Raw genomic sequence first — 20,369 nt, 5'->3', positions numbered from 1 at the left:
GAATGGTGATAGTCGGGCAAAAATAATAGTATATACGGAATAGTAGCAGGCAAAAGTAGTAAATGGTCAACGAAGGTACCTCAGGATTGCCGCGATCCGCGCCGCCCGAGGCGGGTATTGGCCAGCGTGGGGTACGCCACTACGGCCAGCAGAATGACCAAAGTACCCAGGTAGAATCCGAAGGTCATGCGTTCTTTTTCCCCAAAAATAAGGAAGGCCAGCGCAATGCCGTAGACGGGCTCCAGGTTGATGGTGAGGTTGAGCATGAAGGCCGAGAACTGCTTCATGAGCTGGGTACCCATGGAGTAGGCGTACACCGTACACACCCAGGCCAGCACCAAAATCCAGAGCCAGTCCTGGGCGCGGGGCCAAAGGGGTACTTCGCCGCTCCAACCCAGGCCGTGAAACACCAACACAAACAGCAGCGAGCAGACACTCGCGCCGATCATCTCGTAAAAAGTAATGACGAAGGCATCGTACCTTTTGACCAGGTGGCTGTTGGCTACGGTAAAAAGGGCGGCCAGAAAAGCCGAAGCGATAGCCAGTAGCAACCCCAAGGCGTGGTCGAATTCAAACCGAAAGACAATGTAAAGCCCCACTACGGCCACCAAACCCAGGCCTACTTCCAGCGGACGCACCCGCTGCCGGTTGATGAGCGGCTCGACGACGCTCGTCCAGAGCGAAGTCGTGGACATGCCCGCCAGGCAAACCGAAGCCGTAGCTACCCGCGCTGAGGCAAAGAACAAAATCCAGTGGGTAGCCAAAAGCAGCCCAACCAGCAACATACGGACCAGGTCGCGACGCGGCACGTCGAACGACTGCTTCCGCACAAGTACCACCACCGCCAGGCCCACGGCCGCCAGCGCCGTGCGGTAAAAAACCAGCGCCACCGACGACACCGACACCAGTAGCCCCAGAATAGCCGTAAACCCCCAGATAAGTACCAAAAAGTGCAGCTGCACGTACGCGCGCAGCGGCGGCGTGGCGGGGCGGGTCATCGGGGCAGGGTTTTGAAAAGAACCAAACCTATGAAGGAGAAGATGATGTTGGGCAACCACACGGCCAGCAGGGTATTGATGTTCCCGGCTTCGGCTACGCCTTTAGATAGCAAAAAGAAAAGGATATAAATAAACGCCAGCACAAAACCTACGGCGATTTGCCAGCCCACGCCCCGACGGCTTTTCCGGGCCGACACGATCACGCCGATGGCCGTCAGGATCAGGATGGCGAAGGGCTGCGTGAAGCGCGTGTACTTCTCGATCAGGTACACTTCCAGGCCGTCGGCACCCCGGCTGCGGAGCCGCTCGATGTACTCGTTGAGCTCGGGCAGGGTGAAGGTTTGGAAGAGGTTGTAGTTGCTCTCAAAATCCTTGGGCGATAGATTGAGCGTGGTGTCGATCAAAGTACCGTAGCTGAGGCTTTCGCGGGGGCTGAGGCTGTCCAGGGTACGGATGCGGTAGTCGTGGATGGCCCACTTGTTTTTGTCGGGCTGCCACACGATCCGGTCGGCCGAGAGCTTGGCGCGGAGCGAATTGCCCTCGATGGTTTCGAGCGTAAATTTACTCCCCGTTTTGGTGGCTACGTTGTAGCTTTCGAGGTAGGCGTACACCTGCGGGGCAATCTTGATGTGGACATTCCGGCCGCTGAAATAAAATTCGTCCTTGACGTACGTTTGCTCGAAGCCGTTCCGAACCTTATTGGCCTTGGGCAAAATCCAGCCTACCATGATAAACGTAATAATACCCAGCACGGTAGCTCCCGCAAAGTAGGGGAGCAGGATGCGCCCGAAGCTGATGCCACTGCTCAGCATGGCCACGATTTCGGTCCGGGCGGCAATGCGGGAGGTAAAAAAAACCGTAGCAATAAAGACCATCAGCGGACTGATGTAGTTGATCCAGTAGGGAATCAGGTTCAGGTAGTAGTCTAGCAGGATGGCCCGCACGGGTGCTTTCTTGTCCAGGAAGTTATCGATCTTCTCGGTGTAGTCGATCATACAAATGATGAGTACGATCACAAAGGCCACAAAAAAGTAAGTGAGGAGGAAGTTCTTGATTAAGTACCGATCCAGGATTTTTAGTTTCATGGCAGCCTCAGAGGCGTTGAACGAGTAGGTTTTTGGATACTTCTTGACTTACAAACAACGTACGCTGACTGCTCAGTAGTACCACAATGGACTTATCGTAGTCATTTATTTCCCGAATTTCAAGCTCACAACCCAGCGTAAGCCCCGAGCGGTCGAGGTGTTGCAAGAAGGACGGCGTGTGCTCCAGCACGCCCATCATCAGTACTTTCCCGCCGGGGGGGACTTCGGAGAGCTTCAGGTAGTCGGGCTTGGGCATGTTGCCCTTGGCATCGGGAATGGGGTCGCCGTGGGGGTCAAACTGGGGATTGTCCAGAAACGAATCCAGCCGCTCCACCAGGCGGTCCGAGGGGATGTGCTCCAGCTCTTCGGCGATGTCATGTACCTCATCCCAGCCAAAGCCCAGCTTCTCCACCAGGAACACTTCCCACAGACGGTGTTTTCGAATTACTTTTAGTGCCACCTTTTCGCCTTCCGGCGTGAGGCGCACGCCCTGGTACTTTTTATAATGAATAAGCCCCTTCTCGGCCAGCTTCCTCAGCATGTCCGTCACGGAGGCCGCGCGGGTAGAGGTACTTTCGGCCAGGGCGTTGGTACTTACTTCCGCCCCCTCGCGACCCGACAGGCTGTGAATGATTTTCAGGTAGTTTTCTTCGGTGAACGAATTCTGCATGGAACGGCGATCAACAACAGGACAAGCGATGATGAAAGCAAAAATACAATTTACTTACGGGATTTAAAAAAATTTAGATTAACCTAAAAAAATATTTAAATATATAATTACATTTGCTTTCGACTTTTGAGGTACTTTTTTCTCGGGATAATATAAAGAATAAACTAGCTATGACTAACAAGGTACTTTCCCGTACCATTGCTGCCGACGCCGACCGATTTGCCGAGGTAGCCCGGCCTTCCCTGCCCGAAGTATATGCTACCATTCCGGTACCTGACGGGGCCAGCCGCTGGAAAAAAATGATGGCTTTTTTGGGGCCCGGCCTAATGGTAGCCGTGGGATACATGGACCCCGGCAACTGGGCCACCGACATCGAGGGCGGCTCGCGCTTTGGGTATCTGTTGCTGTCGGCGGTGCTGATTTCGAACCTGTTTGCGATCCTGCTGCAGCACCTGGCCCTGAAGCTGGGCATCGCCACCGGGCGCGACCTGGCCCAGGCCTGCCGCGATTACTACTCCCGGCCGGTGTCTTTTGCGCTGTGGGTACTTTGCGAAATCGCCATTGCAGCCACCGACCTGGCCGAGGTGATCGGTTCGGCCATTGCGCTGAACCTGCTCTTTGGCTTGCCGCTGTCGGTCGGGGTGGTACTTACGGCCTTCGACGTACTGTTGATCCTGTACTTTCAACACAAAGGTTTTCGGGTGCTGGAGAGCATCGTGGCCGGGCTCATGGTGATTATCCTCATGAGTTTTCTGTACGAAATCGTAGTGTCGCAGCCTTCGCTGGCGGGGATTCTGGGCGGACTGGTACCCCAGGCGCAGATCGTCACGGACTCCTCGGCCCTGTACCTGGCGATCGGCATCCTGGGCGCAACGGTGATGCCGCACAACCTCTACCTGCACTCGAGCATCGTGCAGACCCGCGCCTACCGGCGCGACGACGCGGGCAAGCGGAGCGCCATCCGCTACGCCACCCTAGATTCTACGTTGTTTCTGGGTATTGCTTTTTTTATCAATGCCGCCATCCTGATTCTCTCCGCCGCCGCTTTTCACGAGAGCGGGCGGCTGGAAGTAGCAAACATTACGGATGCTTACCACCTGCTGGACCCCGTGCTGGGCGTGAAGTTGGCCAGTATTTTGTTTGCTGTGGCGCTGCTGGCTTCGGGGCAAAACTCCACCCTGACGGGTACTTTGGCGGGGCAAATCGTCATGGAAGGCTTCCTGAACCTACGCCTCAAGCCCTGGATTCGGCGCCTCATTACCCGGCTGATCGCCATCGTGCCCGCCCTGATCGTGACCCTGCTGTACGGCGAGGCAGGTACCACCGAGCTGCTGATTCTCAGTCAGGTCATTCTCTCGTTGCAGCTAAGTTTTGCCGTCATTCCGTTGGTACTTTTTACCAGCGATCAGGGCAAAATGGGGCGTTTTGCCAATTCCCGGCCCCTGAAGGTACTTAGCTGGGCCATTGCCGGTATCATTGTGGTACTGAATGGGTACTTGCTGATAGATACCTTTTTTTGAACCGAAAAAAGTATCCTTAAATTTAATAGGGAGTACGGTAACATCTTTGCGGGCGGTTTCCTAACTTTCGCCGTTTTTTTAGGCTGAAAGTACATGGATACCCACAAACACATTGACAAGATTTCGGCGGCGGGCGCCCTGGTCGCCTTAGGTATCATCTACGGCGACATTGGTACTTCACCCTTGTACGTGATGCAGGCCATCATCGGAACCGAAGACATTACTCCCGAAATTGTATACGGCGCTTTATCCTGTATTTTCTGGACCCTCACGCTACAAACGACCGTCAAGTACGTGACGCTCATCCTGCGGGCCGACAACCGCGGGGAAGGAGGGATTTTCGCGCTCTACGCGCTGGTGCGTCGCCACGCCAAGTGGCTCACCGTACCGGCCATCATTGGCGGAAGTACCCTCCTGGCCGACGGCATCATTACGCCGCCCATTTCGGTTTCGTCGGCCATTGAAGGGCTCCGGATCATCTACCCTACCATCGAGACCATCCCCATCGTACTGGGGATCATCACGCTGCTGTTTTTGGTGCAGGCCTTTGGTACCAAGATCGTGGGCCGGGCGTTTGGTCCCATCATGCTCATTTGGTTCACGATGCTGGCCGTGCTGGGCGTGAGCCAGATCATCCTGCATCCGGAGGTATTTAAGTCCATCAACCCGTACTTTGCGTACCAGCTACTGGCAAAACATCCCGAGGGCTTTTGGCTGCTGGGAGCGGTATTTCTTTGTACAACGGGGGCGGAAGCGCTGTACTCAGACATGGGGCACTGCGGCCGAGGAAATATCCGCATCACCTGGGGGTTTGTCAAAGCGGCGCTGCTGCTCAACTACATGGGGCAGGGAGCCTGGCTGATCCTGCACAGCGGGGAGTCGCTCCACGGGCGCAAGCCTTTCTTCGAGCTTATGCCCGACTGGTGGCTGCTACCGGGCATCATGATCGCCACTTCCGCGGCTATCATTGCCAGCCAGGCCATGCTAACGGGTTCCTTTACGCTTATATCGGAGGCAATCCGCCTTAATTTCTGGCCTAAGGTACGGCTCATCTACCCCACCAACGAAAAAGGCCAGTTGTACGTACCCAGCATCAACTGGCTACTCTGGACGGGCTGCGTGGCCATTGTACTTTACTTCAAGGAGTCGTCCAACATGGAAGCCGCCTACGGGCTGGCCGTGAACATGACCATGATCATGACCACCTTCCTGATGTCGTACTACCTGTACGTACACCGGGTCAATATGTGGTGGGTCATTGGGTTTCTGGTGCTGTACCTGTCCATTGAATTCTCTTTCCTGGCCGCCAATCTGCTCAAGTTCATGCACGGAGGCTGGGTATCGTTGCTGCTGGCGATCCTGGTCACGAGCCTGATGGTGGTGTGGCTGCGGGCCTTTTACATCAAGCTGCGCCTTACCGAGTACGTGAAGCTAGACACCTACCTGCCCGCCCTGCGCGAGCTAAGCCGCGATATTAGTATTCCGAAGTACGCCACCCACCTGATTTTCATGACCAACGCCTCGCGGGTTAACGAAGTGGAAACCAAGGTGATGTACTCGATTTTTCAGAAGCGCCCCAAACGTGCCGATGTGTACTGGTTTGTGCATGTCGACACCACGGATGATCCCTACACCATGGAGTACAAGGTGAACGTGATTGAAGAAGACAACGTCATCAAAGTGACCTTCCGCCTGGGCTTCCGGGTCGAGCAGCGCATCAACCTCTTTTTCCGGCGGGTCATCGAAGACATGGTGAAGAACAAAGAGGTGGATATTACGAGCCGCTACGAATCGCTGAGCCGCCAGAACCGCACGGGCGACTTCCGCTTCGTCGTGCTGGAGCGCTTTCTTTCCTTCGAAAATGACCTGCCCGTCATGGAGCAGCTGGTGATGAAAGCGTACTTCTTCATCAAAGATTTTACCACACCCGAAGACAAGTGGTTTGGGCTGGACAGCAGTTCGGTAAAAGTGGAGAAAGTACCCCTGATCATTCGTCCGGTCGAAAACGTGAAGCTACGGCGGGTATACAGCTAGGTACCTGGAGGGGTAGTTTATAGAAATCGTTTTTGCATGAAAGGTCGTTTTTTGAGGTACCTGCCGGTCATTCTTTCCGTAACTATTGTGGGTGGAATAGCCTTGGCGTACGGCTTGTGGCCGGCGTTCCGAACCTTTGGACAAGAAGCCTGGGAGATCCTGACCAGTAACGAAGAAGCCCGCATTGCCGACTGGATCGGTGGGTTTGGCTTTTGGGCTCCGCTGTTACTGCTGGCCCTTTTCCTGGTGCAGATGCTGGCCTTTGTCATCCCGTCCTGGCTGCTGATCCTGGTGTGCATCCTGGCCTACGGCCCCTGGTGGGGAAGCGGGCTGGCCCTATTGGGTATTTTGTTCGCTTCTACAGTTGCTTATGTACTGGGCCACTCACTCAGCAAAGATGTACTGGTGAGGATGCTTGGTAAATCCAAAGAGAAAAAAATGGAGCAGTACCTCGACCACTACGGGCTGGGCCTGGTGGTGGTGGTGCGGTTGGCACCCTTTCTGTCCAACGACACCGTCAGTTTTGTGGCGGGCCTGGTGGCCATGTCCTACGTACGTTTTTTGCTGGCTACGGCCGTAGGCATCACCCCGCTGATTGCCCTGCTGGCGTACCTGGGCGAGAATACCGACCAGCTCAAGCGCGGGCTACTCTGGGCCAGCGTAGTGTGCCTGGTGGGGTTTGTAGGGTACATCTGGTGGGACCGGCGTCAGGGGGCCAAAAGCGAAGGATGAGGGGTACTTTCGGGGCGAATCCTGGTGGCCAGGTTGCGGAGCATGCCGTCGAAAACGAAAAAGTGAAAGGGAATTACCGCGTACCAGTACAATCTGCCCAGCAGTCCTTTGGGGCGAAACGTAGCCGTTTGGTGCAGTACGTTCTGCTCGTCGATCCTGAACTCCAGCCAGGCTTCGCCGGGTAGTTTCATCTCGGCAAAAAGCAGCAGCCTTTTTTGTTTTTTATCGGCCAAAAGTACCCGCCAAAAATCCAGAGAATCGCCCGCATTGATGTGGCGCGGCGAAGTTCTGCCGCGGCGCAATCCTACGCCTCCGGCCATTTTGTCCATCATACCGCGGATTTTCCACAGCCAATTGGCGTAGTACCAGCCGTGGGTACCTCCCAAGGCCCAGATGTTTTCCAGTACCTGCTCGGGCTCCTCGACCTGAATCTGACGCTCGTCTTTGAAGCAGCCGTGGGTAGGTACGGTGATGTAGTTCGACAGGCGCGTCCGGATGCGCCCGCTGACGAGGGAGTCTTTCCAACTGGAGATAATTTCGTTTTGCTCGATCTTTTCAAAGGCCGACCGGATGGCTTCTTCAAACGAAAGTAGCTTGATTCCCAGTACCCTGGCCAGCTCATTTTCTTTTCCAATTACCTCTACGGTCATGCTGTTGACCAAATTCACCGCCAAAGAATACGAGGTAGAAGTAACGAAGTAAAGCCAGTACGACGACAGCCGGGGCGTCATGACGGGCACGGTGATGATCCAGCGGCGAAGCTGGCGAAAGGCCGCCAGCCGGAGTAGCATTTGCTTGTACGAAAGTACCTCCGGGCCCACGATGTCAAAATGCCGCTGGTAGGTTTCCTCTACCAAAAGTACCTTGGCCAGGTACTCGATGACGTTTCGTACGGCAATGGGTTGTGAGCGGGTGTTAAGCCAACGCGGCGCGATCATCACGGGGAGTTTCTCCACCAGGTCACGCATGATTTCGAAGGAAGCGCTGCCCGAGCCCAGAATGATGCCCGCCCGCATGGCTGTGAAAGGGTAGCGTCCCTGGGCCAGAATATCCTCTACTTGCTTGCGGGACCGCAGGTGCTTGGAAAGCTGGCCGTCGTTGACGATGCCGCTCAGGTATACCACGTGCTTCACCGAAGTGCCCTCCATGTAGCCACAAAAATGACGAGCTGCTGTGGATTCCAGCTCGTCAAAGTGAGAGGAGGAGGAGGACATGGAATGGATTAAAAAGTAGGCCGCGTCAATATCTTTGGGAATAACCCGCAGGCTTTCTTCTTCCAGAAAATCTACCTCTACTACAGAAATCCGGGCGGACTCACCGTACTCGTAGCTAAACCGGCCGGCGTCCCGTACGCAGCAAACTACCTCGTGTCCCGCCTCAATGAGTACGGGCAGGAGACGCTTGCCGATGTAGCCGGTGGTACCGGTGAGTAGTATTTTCATGTAAGGATAGGACGCGCTGGTCTACCTCTCCTTAAACCACTATAAATAAATATTGTTTAACGAAACCTCTACACAGTTACTCAGCAGGTACCCTGCTAACCCGGCAGGAGCTACTTGTCTTCGTCCCAGAGGTCGGCCAGCAAGTAGGGCGAGCCTTCGCGTGCCCAGGTACTTCCGTCAATGAACCGCAGGTGGGCGTCCAGCATACTGATTTGCGCCATGTCGTCGGCGTCGAGCTCAAGGGTTGTGGCCTCAAAGTTTTGGCGCAAACGCTCGGGACTCACCGACTTCGGAATCACCGAAGTACCTCGCTGCAGCGCCCAGGCTATAAGTACCTGCGCGGGCGAAGCGGCGTGCTTCTCGGCAATGGAAGCGACGATCTCGTCTTTGAGCAGTACGGGTGCGTCGGCCTTGATCAGGTGCGGGGGGCGGTCGTTGGAGCCCAGCGGCGAGTAGGCCGTCAGGATGATGCCCTCCTGCTGGCAGAATTCGAGCAGCGGGGTTTGGGGTAGATAGGGGTGCGACTCCACCTGATTTGCCTCCGGTGCGATGCGGGCACTGGCGAGTAGTTGTTTTATTTTATAGATACTAAAGTTAGACAGACCAATGTGCCGCGTCAGGCCCTGGTCTACGCCCGCTTCCATTCCGGCCCAGGTTTCGGTCAGGGGTACTTCGTCCAGGCTCACAAATTCATCGAGGCTGGTGGGGAAGCCAATGCCGTCTTTCAGCGCCACCGGCCAGTGGATCAGGTACAGGTCCAGGTAGTTGAGCTGGAGGTCTTTTAACGTTTTTTCCAGGGCGGGTAGCACACTGGCCTGCCGATGGGCGCTGTTCCACAGCTTGGAAGTAATCCAGAGCTCCTCGCGCGTGCAGGTACCTTCAGCCAGGGCGTCGCGCAGGGCCTGGCCTATTTCGGCTTCGTTGCCGTAAATAGCCGCGCAGTCGATGTGGCGGTACCCGATCCGGAGCGCCTGCCGAACGGCCTCGTATACTTCGCCTTCTTTGGATTTCCAGGTACCCAGGCCGAGGGCGGGCATGGCGTCGCCGTTCTTAAATGATAATGTTTTCATGATTAGTAGGTTCGTTGTGGAAAGGGAGCAGATTCAGGGATTGTTTAGGTATGCATGATGAACCAAAGGTACTTTGCGGGACTGATCAGAACCGGAACCCCCAGGTACCTTGTTCGTAAAGGTCCCCAAATTAGTGGGACTGCACCGATCTTGCAAAAAATAGACCTTTATTCCCGGCAATTTACCGAATGGTTTTACCTTTGAAGGTACAAAGTAGGTACTTTGTTTTCGAAAAGAACATTCCGTTTCGTTAATCATACGCTGTATTCATGAAAATTCTTATTACCGGAGGAGCGGGCTTTGTGGGCTCGGCGCTGGCCATTGCCCTCAAACAAAACTACCCCCACTACCAGGTACTAGCCCTGGACAACCTAAAACGCCGGGGCTCGGAGCTGAACCTGAGCCGCCTGAAAGCGGCTGGCGTGGAGTTTACCCACGGCGACATCCGTAGCAAGGAAGACTTCGACGCCCTACCCGCCGTAGACGCCGTCATCGAGGCCTCGGCGGAGCCGTCGGTGCTGGCCGGGCTGGACGGTACCCCCGATTACCTCATCAACACCAACCTCTTCGGGACGGTCAATTGCCTCAACTACGCCCTCAAGCACAAAGCTAATTTCATCTTTCTCTCCACCAGCCGCGTGTACCCCATCAAGACCATCGAAACGCTGAATTTCGTGGAGGAAGCAACGCGCTTCGCCCTTTCCGACGAGCAGCCCGTACCGGGTGTATCGGCAAAGGGCATCGCTGAGAATTTTCCGCTGGACGGCGCCCGCTCGCTCTACGGTACTACCAAGCTGGCCTCAGAGCTTTTGATCCAGGAATACAACGAGTTTTACGGCCTGCGCACGGTCATTAACCGCTGCGGGGTACTTACGGGCCCCTGGCAGATGGGAAAGGTAGACCAGGGCGTGATGGTACTCTGGATCGCCAAGCACTACTTCCAGCAGCAGCTAGGGTACTTTGGCTACGGCGGTACCGGCAAGCAGATCCGGGATATGCTGCACGTGGCCGACCTCTACCGGCTCATCGACTGGCAGCTGCACCACCTGGACCAAGTCAACGGCGAGATCCTGAACGTAGGGGGTGGGCTGGAAAGCAGCGCCTCGCTCCAGGAGCTCACGCAGGTATGTCAGGAGGTGACCGGCCACACGATCCCGATCAAGGCCGTGGCCGAAACCCGCACGGCGGACATCCGGCTGTACGTAACCGACAACACTAAAGTAACCAACCTCACCGGCTGGAAACCCGAAATCGGCATCCGGCGGATCGTGGAGGACATCACGGCCTGGCTCGCCGAAAATGAAAAAGACCTGGCCCCGATTCTTAAATAAGGAAGCAAGCTGAATGATCTGTGGTACTGCTAGAGAGCGGTACCACAGCTATGGACTCTTTTATGTCAAATTGCTTTTTGTGAGGCACTTACGTTTTTTTTAACCTTCGTTTACCCTGGGCAGTGCATGCTCTTAATTTAAAGAACAATCTGATTTTAATCCGCTAAGGCTTTCTGTATCTCCCGTTCCAGTTCGTCAGAAAATCCTTCACTCAGGTACACCACTTTCCCGTATTTGTCAATCAGTATATAAAGGGGAATCGCGGACAGATGGTAGGCTTTCCTGGAATGCTCATTGCCCATAAGCATCGGGAAAGTGACCTTGCTTTTTTCCACACGTTTACGGGCTGTTTCCAGCTGATCGGCCTCATGCGTAATCCCGTAGACCTGAAGCCCCACTTCTTTATAACGATCATAAAGCTGCTGGACCTTCGGCATTGAGGCTATGCACGGAGCGCACCATACTTCCCAAAAATCCAGTAGGGTTACTTTTCCTTTCGCTAGAATGGGATATTTTTTTGTGTCTTCAAAAGAAGGTAGCTCCATTACCGGGGCCATGTTACCTTTTAACCGCAGTAGAGTATTCTCAGCCCGGATCGGGACGGCTTCCTGCAGGTAGTTCCTGAGGAACAGGGGTTCTGAAAAATCATACTGCTGCTCCTGGCTCGTTTTAAGTTCTAGAATCTGAAAGTTCAGATCTTGAACCTTCCCGAGCGTTTCCTGGTGCTGTTTCACCGAAATAGGCAACATCGTCTTTTTGTCAATCGTCACTAGCTTGTAACGCTTTATGACATCATGTTCCCTTAAATCAGGGTAGTTAAGGGTAAGAGAATAGCTATCTTGGTTCTCGGAAGCCGTAATTCCGACGGCACTGCTAGTATCCAGCTGGATCAGATCTTCTACGATCATCTGTCCGCCGGTAGTACTGAAAAAGAGGTTCGGAGAAGGGTTTGATATCATCCGGTAGGTTCTTTTGGAAGTGTCTGCTACATAGGCGACGCGCCCGTCGTAGACGGTTTGCTGGTCAAATCCATCTCTCTGCGCCCAGAACAAAAAGCCGATCGGTTTGTCGCCGCTGTCTTTTTCCAGTATGGCCCTTCCCGACATATTCCGTAAGTCCCCGGTTACCAGCGTATCTGTCCGGTTTAACCTATACGAAAATGATTTTAACTCAGCCTGACGGCTTTTTACTGCGGCAATAATGTCAAAAACATTCTGACCTTTGGCTAGATCATGAAGTACAAGACCAAAAAATGCAATTAGGAAAAATGCCCGTCTTTTCATCTGAAATAAGGTTTATGTCTTGGCAAAATAAATCCTATTCAAAAATGTTTCCTTTACGTTTAGTCCAGACAGACAGTTATTTCGACCTAAGCAGTTTTCGTGTTGTTTTGTCGAAATATTTGCCGGTTTTGTCGAAAATGAAGGGCTTTCCGGAAAGAAGGTCGCTAGGTTATCAAAACTCCTGATAAATTTCTTGAAATGAAGTTGTTTAAAAATATCCTGAAGCCAGAGATCAGACCTGTTGAAGTCGCGTTCTTCCTCATCTACTTTATACTTTTCCCTGTATTGAGCAGTTTGGAATACAATTTCAACGAACGGAATTCAACTGTACTTTTCTTCCGGGAAATTCCTGAACGGGTGCTTTACGGAGCACTCAACATCCTTCCGTTCTGGCTTTACTACAAGTTCCTTGTTGAGCGGTATCTTTTTTCAGGGAATCGGGTTTATTTCTCTCTGCTGCTGATCGGGTTCCTGATTTTATTGAACTACTACTATGTGCTCAATTACAGGTTGATCTCTCATATGCATTTTCTGCCGGAAAGCATCACCTCCCGCGCAGAAAGATGGTACAAAACGAATACCGTTATTCATTTTAGCGTCGTCTATATTTTACGGGAGTTGCTGGTCATCACCGCGTTAGCCTATTATATAAGAGCCGCTAGGCTGTCGAAACAGGTAGAGACGCTACGCCGGCAGCAACTTGAAATGGAGCTTGATTCTCTGAAAGCTCAGCTCCACCCGCATTTCTTTTTCAACACGCTGAACAATATTTACGGACTGGCCTTGCAAGGATCAGCTAAAACTGCCGACCTGGTTGCTAGGCATACCGGGATCATGCGATACATCCTCTACGATTCCGCCCGTCCCCATGTCGGTCTGGAGCAGGAGATAGATTTTATCCAAAACTATGTGAGCGTAGAATCTGTGCGGTTTTCTGAAAGAATTTCTATTTTATTTGACACGCAAGGGATTACAAACAAGGTCTGCATTGAGCCGCTCCTACTTTTACCATACATTGAAAATGCTTTCAAACATGGTATCCGAAATGAAATTGGCACCGGGTATGTACAAATCATCATTTGTCTTTTGGGAAATCAATTAGTTATGGAAATCAAAAACAGCAAACCAGCTATAGAGTTAACTGACGCCCGATCCGGCATTGGCCACACAAACGCCCAAAAAAGGTTGGCACTACTTTACCCACAAGCACATTGGGTTGAGATAATAGAGAATTCGGATCACTATGAAGTACACCTTAGCATTAATTTGAAGTCGCGATGATAACCTGTATTATTGTTGACGATGAACCTCTGGCAAGGCTGGTGCTGGAAAGCCACATTTCTAGGACACCGAAACTTCATCTTCTGGGAAAATATGCCAATGCCGTTGAAGCTTTTGAAGCAATTGCCAACACCTCACCGGATCTGATTTTTCTCGACATAAAAATGCCTGTTATAAGTGGAATAGATTTTATCAAAAGCTTAAAAAATCCACCGGCAGTCATCTTCACGACTGCTTTCCCGGAATACGGAGCCGATAGCTATGAGCTGGAGGCTGTTGATTACCTACTTAAACCGGTTACGTATGAAAGGCTTGCTAAGAGCATTTCGCGCTTTCAGAGGCTTCAGGACAAGAAGCCTGAAAGCACCTACTCCTATTTCAAGGTGAATGGAAAGTTGTTAAAAATTGAACATCAGGATATCTTGCTGGTCCAATCAATACGAGACTATTTACTTCTTAAAACCATCACCGGCAACTATATTACGCACATGACGATGAAAGCCGTTTGCGATTTGATGCCGCAGGGGCAGTTTTGTCGAGTCCATCGGTCGTATTTGGTTAACTTGTTACGTCTGACGGTGATAGGTAAAAATGAGGTATATATCGGTGAGATCCGTATTCCAATAGGTGGTCACTACAAAGGAAAGCTGCCTGAGCTGTCAGACTTGCAATGAAGAGGAGTATTCTATAGTGATTAAATCCTTCATTCTGACCGGGATCGTAGGGTAACGGCCCTATGCCAAACAAAGGGTACATGCTGGGGAGTTTTTTGCGCCTTATACCTCACTTACTTATTCTATCAAGTAGGGTATAATAAAATCAGGATAAATAATGATTTTCTTCACTACAGTTACTACGCGGCCTATTTGTACCCATACGTATATCAGTAGGCAGTTGTGTTCTGGGTTGAGATAGGGAGGTACGTGGCAAGATTCTTTTTCTTTAACCAGTCTTTCAATCTAAAAACTCAAACTAAACTTAGTAGCTATGAAACGCACCATTTTTTTTACGGCTCTGATGGCATCTGTTGTCTTCGGAACCATGGCACAGACAACGCCACAGGGCACACCAGCACAGACTACGCCACAAAGCACGCCGGGAACTACGGTACCACAGAACGCAGGCAACCGCACATCAACGACTCCCTACATGGGACAGGGTACCTACAATTCGATGGATATGAATAGAATTCCCCAAAACATTCAATCCAGCTTTGGTACTGATTATTCGGGCGTTACCGGTGCCACTTGGGAATACAATAATGATGTTTACAGGAGTTCGTTCACCCAGGACGGCAAAAACAGGTCGGTTCTCTACGGGCAGGATGGTCGGATGATCGAAACCCGGACCAGTACGAATACGAGCGATCTGCCGTCTTCCGTACAGAGTGCACTTAAGAAACAAAATGCAACCTCAGCCTACGAAATTCAGGTAGGAGACAATACGTACTATTCCACGCAGGTAGGTGGAAAAGAAATGTACTTTGATTCAAAAGGAAGCGCCGTGAAGATGCCGAAACGGTAGGAAGAAGTAAGCTTGAACTAACGGAGCCGGAGTGCGTACTCATGCTGCACCTGGCGACCAAAAATAAAGCGACCGTCCCTGATTAATCAGAGGCGGTCGCTTTGTTTCTTGTAGTTTCGTACTACGCTTTTCAAGTTATTCTTAAATAAGGCGTAGTCTGAGACGGCACGCAGCGTAGAGCAAGATTTCATTTTGGCTCTAAGTACCTAAAATACTACCTTTAAAGTCCAATAAACTTTATGATGCTATGAAGAAACTGATCGGTAGGCAGAGATCCTGAAAACCTAGGCTTCGATAAAAACAATGGTTGAAATTATCTTAACAATTTTAGGAGTTTGCTTGATAATCGCTGGAATCGAAAAAATTCGGGAGAATAATTATTTGAAGGTCTACGGTATAAAAGTGAGAGGGGTAGTTTACTCATTAAAGATGAGAGAGGAATTTTATTATCCTATTGTCAGGTTTCGGACAAGAGAGGATGTTTGGATAACAAAAGAATTAGGATCTGGCTCTAACCCAACTCGTTATCGTGAGGGTACTCATGTTGATTTAGTCTATGACCCCGAAAATCCCGAGCTGGTCGAATTAGATTCTTATTTTAACTTAGCAATAGTACCCATACTAGTTATTATAATCGGTATGGCGTTGGTCGTTTACGTCTTCTTGGCTTTATTCGATATAGTATAAAAAAGGGTTAATCGAAAAGACCTAAGCAGGGCTTGGTGCTAGCTGTGCTACTACTATTTAGAAGTACCACAGGCTATGCAAGGCATACAGCCAATCCAGGTACTTCAACCCATCGCCTCCCGCAACATCGCAATGCTCTTCCGGACGCCGGACTCGGCGGCCTCTTTGCCTTCAAATTCCAGGGAAATGTATCCCTGGTAGCCTGCTTCGCGCAGGATGCCAAATATTCGCTTGTAGTCGAGGTCGAGGGTGTACCACTCGCCGCCGCCGTAGTAGGTTTTGGCCTGTACGAAATTGGCGTGGGGCGCTACCATTTTTAGCTTGTCGTAGGGGTTTTCCAGGAAGTTACCGGTGTCGAGCAGCACGCCCATCCAGGGCGAGTCGATGGCCTTACGGATACGCAGCAGGCCTTCGGGCGTGGAGGTGAGGCCCCAGTGGTTTTCGAGCGCTAGCACCACGCCGCACTCGGCGGCTTTGGGCAGGCACTGCTCAATGCTGTCGATGCACCATTTGAAGCCGTCGTCTTCGGTGTAGCCTTCCAGCACGGACTCCACACCACGGTTGGCCATGAGGTCGTCGAACGATTGGATCGTGTTCCAGCGCCCGGAGTTGAGCCGGATACTCGGAATCCCCATTTTATAAGCCAGCTCAATGCAATTTTTGGTGTGCTCGATGTGCTTGCGGCGTTCGGCGGGATCGGCTTCCACAAAATCCTGATGGATCGAGAGGCTAATCAGGTCCACGCCGTTTAGGAAAGCGTGGCGCTTGAGCTTTTGCAGGTAGGCATTGTCCTCGCTTTCCATTTGCCGGTGCAGGATGTCCACGCCCTCCACGTCCAGCGCCGCGGCTTCGTCGATCACCTTCTCGATGGGTACTTTGGGCGTCCGGAAGTGCCAGTAGGAGTAGGTAGAGATACCCAGCTTGAAGGGCTTGGGAGCCGCCAGCGGCTGGCTGTACGCCAGGGAAGAGGTAGCTGCCGCCAGGCCTAGGGTACCTGCCAGCGATTTTTGCAGAAAACGACGACGTGCAAGCATAGGGATAAAGGGTTAATAAATTTTTTTAATAAGTACCAAGATGGTCTTTTTTTCTCGACTTACCTAGTACGGAAGCCGGAAAAGTAGCCAGTGCCGTCGTTTTTTTGTTATACTTACGAAAGCAACTACTTCATCCGACAGAAAAATGAAAATCATCGAGTGTCCGAGGGATGCCTGGCAGGGGTACCTGCCGTTTATCCCCACGGAAGAAAAGATCAAGTACCTAAGTACCCTTCTGCGGGTGGGCTTCGACACCATCGACCTGGGTAGTTTTGTGTCGCCGCGCGCCATGCCGCAGGTACGCGACACGGCGGAGGTACTTAGGGGCCTAGACCGGACGGGTACTTCGAGCCGCCTGCTGGCCATCGTAGCCAACGAGCGGGGCGCACAGGAGGCCTGCCAGTTCGACGCGCTGACCTACCTGGGGTACCCCTTTTCGATTTCGGAGACCTTTCAGCGGCGCAATACCAACGCCACCATCGAGGCGTCGGTGGGGCGGGTGGAAGCCATGCAGGTACTTTGCGAGCAGTACGGTAAGGAGCTGGTGATCTACATCTCGATGGGCTTCGGAAATCCCTACGGCGACCCCTGGGCCCCGGAGGTGGCTTTGGAGTGGATCGAAAAACTGGCGGCGCTGGGCATCCGGACTTTCTCGCTGTCGGATACCGTGGGCGTGGCTACTCCGGAGACAATTACGGAGCTATTTACCGGACTATTAAGTACCCCGGAATCTAGGACGGCGCTGGAATTTGGGGCGCATTTCCATACTACCCCGCAGCACTGGCGCGAAAAGGTAGCGGCGGCCTACGCGGCCGGTTGCCGCCGGTTCGACGGCGCGCTGCTGGGCTACGGCGGCTGCCCCATGGCACAAGACGAGCTCGTGGGTAACATGCCTACCGAGAACCTCGTGGCTTTTGCCCAGGAAAAAGGCGAGGCGCTGGCGCTGGACGAGGTACTTTTGGCACAGGCCCGCCAGCAGTTTGCGGCCTTGGTACAGTGAGCTAATGGTTGAACCAAAGTACCTTGAGGGTAATGTGCTAAGGTACTTTTTGAAACATAAACAACGATGCGTTTTTATTCCAAAGAAGCGGTTCAAGCCTTTGAGCTAGGTAGATTAAAGTACCTCCAAACGGCTCTGAACGGGCACGTATTCACCATCACGCTGGCGCGGCCCGAAAAGCGCAACGCCTTCACACCCACCATGGCCGAGGAGATTGCGTTCGCGTTGGCCTATGCGCATTACACCCCAGCGGTACGTTGCGTGGTGCTGGCCGCCGAAGGACCGGTGTTCTGCGCCGGGGCCGACCTGAATGCCTTTCGGGATGCCGCGGCTGATTTGAAAAATCCGGATTTACCTCTTCCTCAGGTACCCATTACGCTCGGCGACGCGTTCATCGACTTACAGAAGCCGTGTATTGCACAGGTGGAGGGGCCGGTATTGGCGGGGGGATTTTTGCTGCTGGCGGGCTGCACCCTGGTGGTAAGTACCCCCGAGGCTACCTTTGGCCTGCCGGAAGTGAAGCGCGGGCTGTGGCCCATGCAGGTGATGGCGTCGCTGCTGCGCATTTTGCCACCGCGCCGGGTACTTGAGCTGTGCCTGACGGGGCGGTCGTTTTCGGCCCAGGAGGCCCTGGCGATGGGGCTAGTTACGGGCCTGTCGGCGCCGGACCAGATCGGGCAGGAGGTACAGACCCTGGCGAAGCAGATCAGCGAAAACGCCCCGCTGGCCATTCGGGTGGGTATGGAAACGTTCAACGCGCTCTTTGAAGTACCCCCCACCCAGCAGCACGCGTACCTGAAAGCCCAGCTCGACCGGCTGGTGCAGTCGGAAGATGCGCGGGAAGGCATCGCTGCTTTCCGCGAAAAGCGCCCTCCCCGCTGGGAGGGGAAGTAGGTACTTTACTGCTTCGGACGAATAATCTTCACCTGCTTGGGCGCACTGATGTCTGACTGCACGCGGCCGTCGGGGCGTTTGGTGTGTTTTACTTTCACGAGCCCGTGCGGGGTAGGGAAGGTACCTTCGGCAAAGGTGAGGTCGCCCAGGTGCGGCTCCACTTGGATCACCTTACAGCCCGGCTCCATCACCTTGATGCCCAGCACGTGCTCGGTGAGCCAGGGCGTCGGTCCGGAGGCCCAGCCGTGGGCCAGGCTATGCCGAAAACCCACGTAGCAGTAAGCACCGTAGTCGCCGTGAATATCCTTCTGTCCCGGCTGAGCGAGCCGGTCGATGCGCGAGGCATTGGGAAGCCAGTCGAGATTAAAATCTTCCCAGAAGGTAGTGGCACCGAGCTGGAGCATGGCTCCCCAGTACTCCCGGATGTTGTCGAGGGCACCCTGGTAATCACCGGCCTGGGCTTTGGCCTGTAGCATGTAGTAGCCGTAGAAAGTTGAAAAGTGGCGCGCGCCGTCTACCGCAAGTACCTCCCGGTTGGCCTGCTCGGCGGGCATCAGCCCTGCCAGTGCCAGCAGCGCCGCTGCCTGCTTGGAGTGGTTGGGGTTAGGAATGTACCTGCGCAGCCGACCGAGTGCTTCTTCGCAGGTACTTACCGCTGCTTTTTCGCCCAAAATACCCGCCAGCTCAGCTCCCGCTTGCAGCGCCAGCACCATCATGGCCTGCAGGCCCGCGTGAATGCCTTCCTTGTTTTCGCTGGAGGGCCAGTCCAGAAAGCGGCCGTCGAGCTTTTCGCGGTTTTGTTCATCGATTTTGGTACTTAGTAATTCCAGCAGCTTCACCAGGTACTCGCGCTGCTCGCGGAGGTACTTGAGGTCGCCGTGCTGCCGGTACCAGTCGCGGTGAATGATGATCCACCACATGGAGTAGGTACTGATGCCGTTCATCCACTGGGGCAGGGGCGTGATGTCGCGCGAGAGGTCGAGGCTTTTCGGAACAACGTCATTGTACCCAAAAACGGTATTGATGGTTGATACCTCCGGGTGCATGTCGCCTACCCACACGAGGCGGTCGCGCTTGATGCCGTCCCAGAGGTAGTCTTGCATGTTGAGGTGTACGGTATAGGCACCGGTTTCCCAGATTTGATTTAGGAGCGTATCGCTACTCCGGAAGGAGCCCAGGTAGGGAATATCGCGAAAGATAAAAATGGCGCGTACTTCCTTCAGCGCCAGCTCCACGTTGCTATCCACGACGTCGATGCGCACGAAGCGAAAACCCGTGTTGCCAATCTCGAGCTTTCCCAGCCAAGGTACCTGTACGATGAGGTCGCGCATGGCGTGGTCGTTGGTGGCGTTTTGGGTAGGCTCGATGTCCGACATGGCTTCGCTCACCGACTCCCCGAAGCGCAGCCGCACCGTAATTGGCTTGTTGCCGGGCCACATGCCCGTCACGATTTGCAGGCCACCGTGCAGCTCCTTGCCAAAGTCCAGCAGCAGGCCCGGTTTCTGGGTGTCGGTACTTTTGAGGCGGCAGAGGTCTTTGCCCGAGAGGTCGGCCTGGCCGTTGCCGGGCTTCAAAAGTACCTGCTCGTTCTGGATGGCGGCGTTGGGTGTTTTCCAGAGAATGCGGACCGGCGGCAGGTACCTTCGCGTTGTGGCTTCGGTCTGGGCCTGCGGTGCCCGGGTGGCTTCAAAGATGGGTGGGAGCTGGGCCAAAACGATGGTTTGGTTGAGGAACCCAATGATAAGCAAAATCCAGGTACTTGTTTTCATGCTGCGGTAAAAGGT

At 53.4% G+C, this 20,369-nt stretch carries 18 protein-coding genes; 10 read left to right on the top strand and 8 right to left on the bottom strand.

The features are described 5' to 3' along the window. Nucleotides 1–80: 80 nt before the first annotated feature. From HNQ92_RS13020 to HNQ92_RS13010, 3 genes are read right to left on the bottom strand one after another with little or no spacing between them, the layout of a single operon-like run. A complete protein-coding gene (locus HNQ92_RS13020) occupies nt 81–998 on the bottom strand; it encodes a DMT family transporter (RefSeq protein WP_184174451.1) in 918 nt (305 codons plus the stop codon). Next, the gene (locus HNQ92_RS13015; protein WP_184174450.1) at nt 995–2,083 is read right to left on the bottom strand and encodes an LptF/LptG family permease; all 1,089 of its coding nucleotides are present in this window, start codon (nt 2,081–2,083) and stop codon (nt 995–997) included. Before HNQ92_RS13015 ends, HNQ92_RS13020 begins: the two co-directional genes overlap by 4 nt. Before the next feature lie 7 nt (nt 2,084–2,090). Further along, nucleotides 2,091–2,753, bottom strand: coding sequence for a metal-dependent transcriptional regulator (locus tag HNQ92_RS13010; protein ID WP_184174449.1), 663 nt, complete (start codon nt 2,751–2,753; stop codon nt 2,091–2,093). Between the two features lie 170 nt (nt 2,754–2,923). On the opposite strand from HNQ92_RS13010, the gene HNQ92_RS13005 reads away from it, so the two are divergent. The 3 genes from HNQ92_RS13005 to HNQ92_RS12995 all read left to right on the top strand — a co-directional run bounded on the left by HNQ92_RS13005 (nt 2,924) and on the right by HNQ92_RS12995 (nt 7,039). Next, nucleotides 2,924–4,273, top strand: a complete 1,350-nt coding sequence (locus tag HNQ92_RS13005; RefSeq protein ID WP_184174448.1) for an Nramp family divalent metal transporter — start codon at nt 2,924–2,926, stop codon at nt 4,271–4,273. Between the two features lie 93 nt (nt 4,274–4,366). After that, the gene (locus HNQ92_RS13000; RefSeq protein ID WP_184174447.1) at nt 4,367–6,307 is read left to right on the top strand and encodes a KUP/HAK/KT family potassium transporter; all 1,941 of its coding nucleotides are present in this window, start codon (nt 4,367–4,369) and stop codon (nt 6,305–6,307) included. A 36-nt stretch (nt 6,308–6,343) separates the two neighbouring features. Beyond that, nucleotides 6,344–7,039 (top strand): TVP38/TMEM64 family protein, encoded by a 696-nt coding sequence (locus HNQ92_RS12995; protein ID WP_184174446.1) that lies wholly within the window; start codon nt 6,344–6,346, stop codon nt 7,037–7,039. Here the strand turns inward: HNQ92_RS12995 and HNQ92_RS12990 are convergent. Together HNQ92_RS12990 and HNQ92_RS12985 are read right to left on the bottom strand one after the other, a co-directional pair. Further along, nucleotides 7,015–8,481 (bottom strand): SDR family oxidoreductase, encoded by a 1,467-nt coding sequence (locus HNQ92_RS12990; RefSeq protein WP_184174445.1) that lies wholly within the window; start codon nt 8,479–8,481, stop codon nt 7,015–7,017. The two genes, HNQ92_RS12995 and HNQ92_RS12990, sit on opposite strands and share 25 nt — an antisense overlap. Before the next feature lie 110 nt (nt 8,482–8,591). Then, nucleotides 8,592–9,551, bottom strand: a complete 960-nt coding sequence (locus tag HNQ92_RS12985; protein ID WP_184174444.1) for an aldo/keto reductase — start codon at nt 9,549–9,551, stop codon at nt 8,592–8,594. Nucleotides 9,552–9,820: 269 nt separating this feature from the next. Here HNQ92_RS12985 and HNQ92_RS12980 point away from each other — a divergent pair, with 269 nt between their 5' ends. Next, complete coding sequence (locus HNQ92_RS12980) at nt 9,821–10,882, top strand: NAD-dependent epimerase/dehydratase family protein (RefSeq protein WP_184174443.1); 1,062 nt, start codon at nt 9,821–9,823, stop codon at nt 10,880–10,882. A gap of 155 nt (nt 10,883–11,037) precedes the next feature. On the opposite strand, the gene HNQ92_RS12975 is transcribed toward HNQ92_RS12980, so the two are convergent. Next, nucleotides 11,038–12,165, bottom strand: a complete 1,128-nt coding sequence (locus tag HNQ92_RS12975; protein ID WP_184174442.1) for a TlpA family protein disulfide reductase — start codon at nt 12,163–12,165, stop codon at nt 11,038–11,040. 198 nt (nt 12,166–12,363) lie between these two features. Here HNQ92_RS12975 and HNQ92_RS12970 point away from each other — a divergent pair, with 198 nt between their 5' ends. From HNQ92_RS12970 to HNQ92_RS12955, 4 genes are all read left to right on the top strand, one after another. Next, on the top strand, nt 12,364–13,446 hold the full coding sequence (locus HNQ92_RS12970) for a sensor histidine kinase (RefSeq protein ID WP_184174441.1): 1,083 nt from the start codon (nt 12,364–12,366) through the stop codon (nt 13,444–13,446). Beyond that, nucleotides 13,443–14,120 (top strand): LytR/AlgR family response regulator transcription factor, encoded by a 678-nt coding sequence (locus HNQ92_RS12965; RefSeq protein WP_184174440.1) that lies wholly within the window; start codon nt 13,443–13,445, stop codon nt 14,118–14,120. Before HNQ92_RS12970 ends, HNQ92_RS12965 begins: the two co-directional genes overlap by 4 nt. Before the next feature lie 313 nt (nt 14,121–14,433). Then, complete coding sequence (locus HNQ92_RS12960; protein WP_184174439.1) at nt 14,434–14,970, top strand: hypothetical protein; 537 nt, start codon at nt 14,434–14,436, stop codon at nt 14,968–14,970. A 303-nt stretch (nt 14,971–15,273) separates the two neighbouring features. Next, nucleotides 15,274–15,657 carry a DUF3592 domain-containing protein gene (locus tag HNQ92_RS12955; protein WP_184174438.1) on the top strand — a complete coding sequence of 128 codons (384 nt, stop codon included), beginning with the start codon at nt 15,274–15,276 and terminating at the stop codon, nt 15,655–15,657. Between the two features lie 104 nt (nt 15,658–15,761). Here HNQ92_RS12955 and HNQ92_RS12950 read toward each other — a convergent pair whose 3' ends face one another. After that, nucleotides 15,762–16,691 (bottom strand): sugar phosphate isomerase/epimerase family protein, encoded by a 930-nt coding sequence (locus HNQ92_RS12950; protein ID WP_184174437.1) that lies wholly within the window; start codon nt 16,689–16,691, stop codon nt 15,762–15,764. A gap of 145 nt (nt 16,692–16,836) precedes the next feature. On the opposite strand from HNQ92_RS12950, the gene HNQ92_RS12945 reads away from it, so the two are divergent. Together HNQ92_RS12945 and HNQ92_RS12940 are read left to right on the top strand one after the other, a co-directional pair. Further along, nucleotides 16,837–17,691, top strand: a complete 855-nt coding sequence (locus tag HNQ92_RS12945; RefSeq protein WP_184174436.1) for a hydroxymethylglutaryl-CoA lyase — start codon at nt 16,837–16,839, stop codon at nt 17,689–17,691. Between the two features lie 66 nt (nt 17,692–17,757). After that, nucleotides 17,758–18,585 carry an enoyl-CoA hydratase/isomerase family protein gene (locus HNQ92_RS12940; RefSeq protein WP_184174435.1) on the top strand — a complete coding sequence of 276 codons (828 nt, stop codon included), beginning with the start codon at nt 17,758–17,760 and terminating at the stop codon, nt 18,583–18,585. Nucleotides 18,586–18,590: 5 nt separating this feature from the next. On the opposite strand, the gene HNQ92_RS12935 is transcribed toward HNQ92_RS12940, so the two are convergent. Then, the gene (locus HNQ92_RS12935; protein ID WP_184174434.1) at nt 18,591–20,354 is read right to left on the bottom strand and encodes an alpha-L-rhamnosidase-related protein; all 1,764 of its coding nucleotides are present in this window, start codon (nt 20,352–20,354) and stop codon (nt 18,591–18,593) included. Nucleotides 20,355–20,369: the final 15 nt, after the last annotated feature.

Origin of the sequence: Rhabdobacter roseus (assembly GCF_014202275.1) — a bacterium.
In the GTDB taxonomy this organism is placed as follows: Bacteria; Bacteroidota; Bacteroidia; order Cytophagales; family Spirosomataceae; genus Rhabdobacter; species Rhabdobacter roseus.
This window is presented reverse-complemented; position numbering and strand designations above follow the sequence as displayed.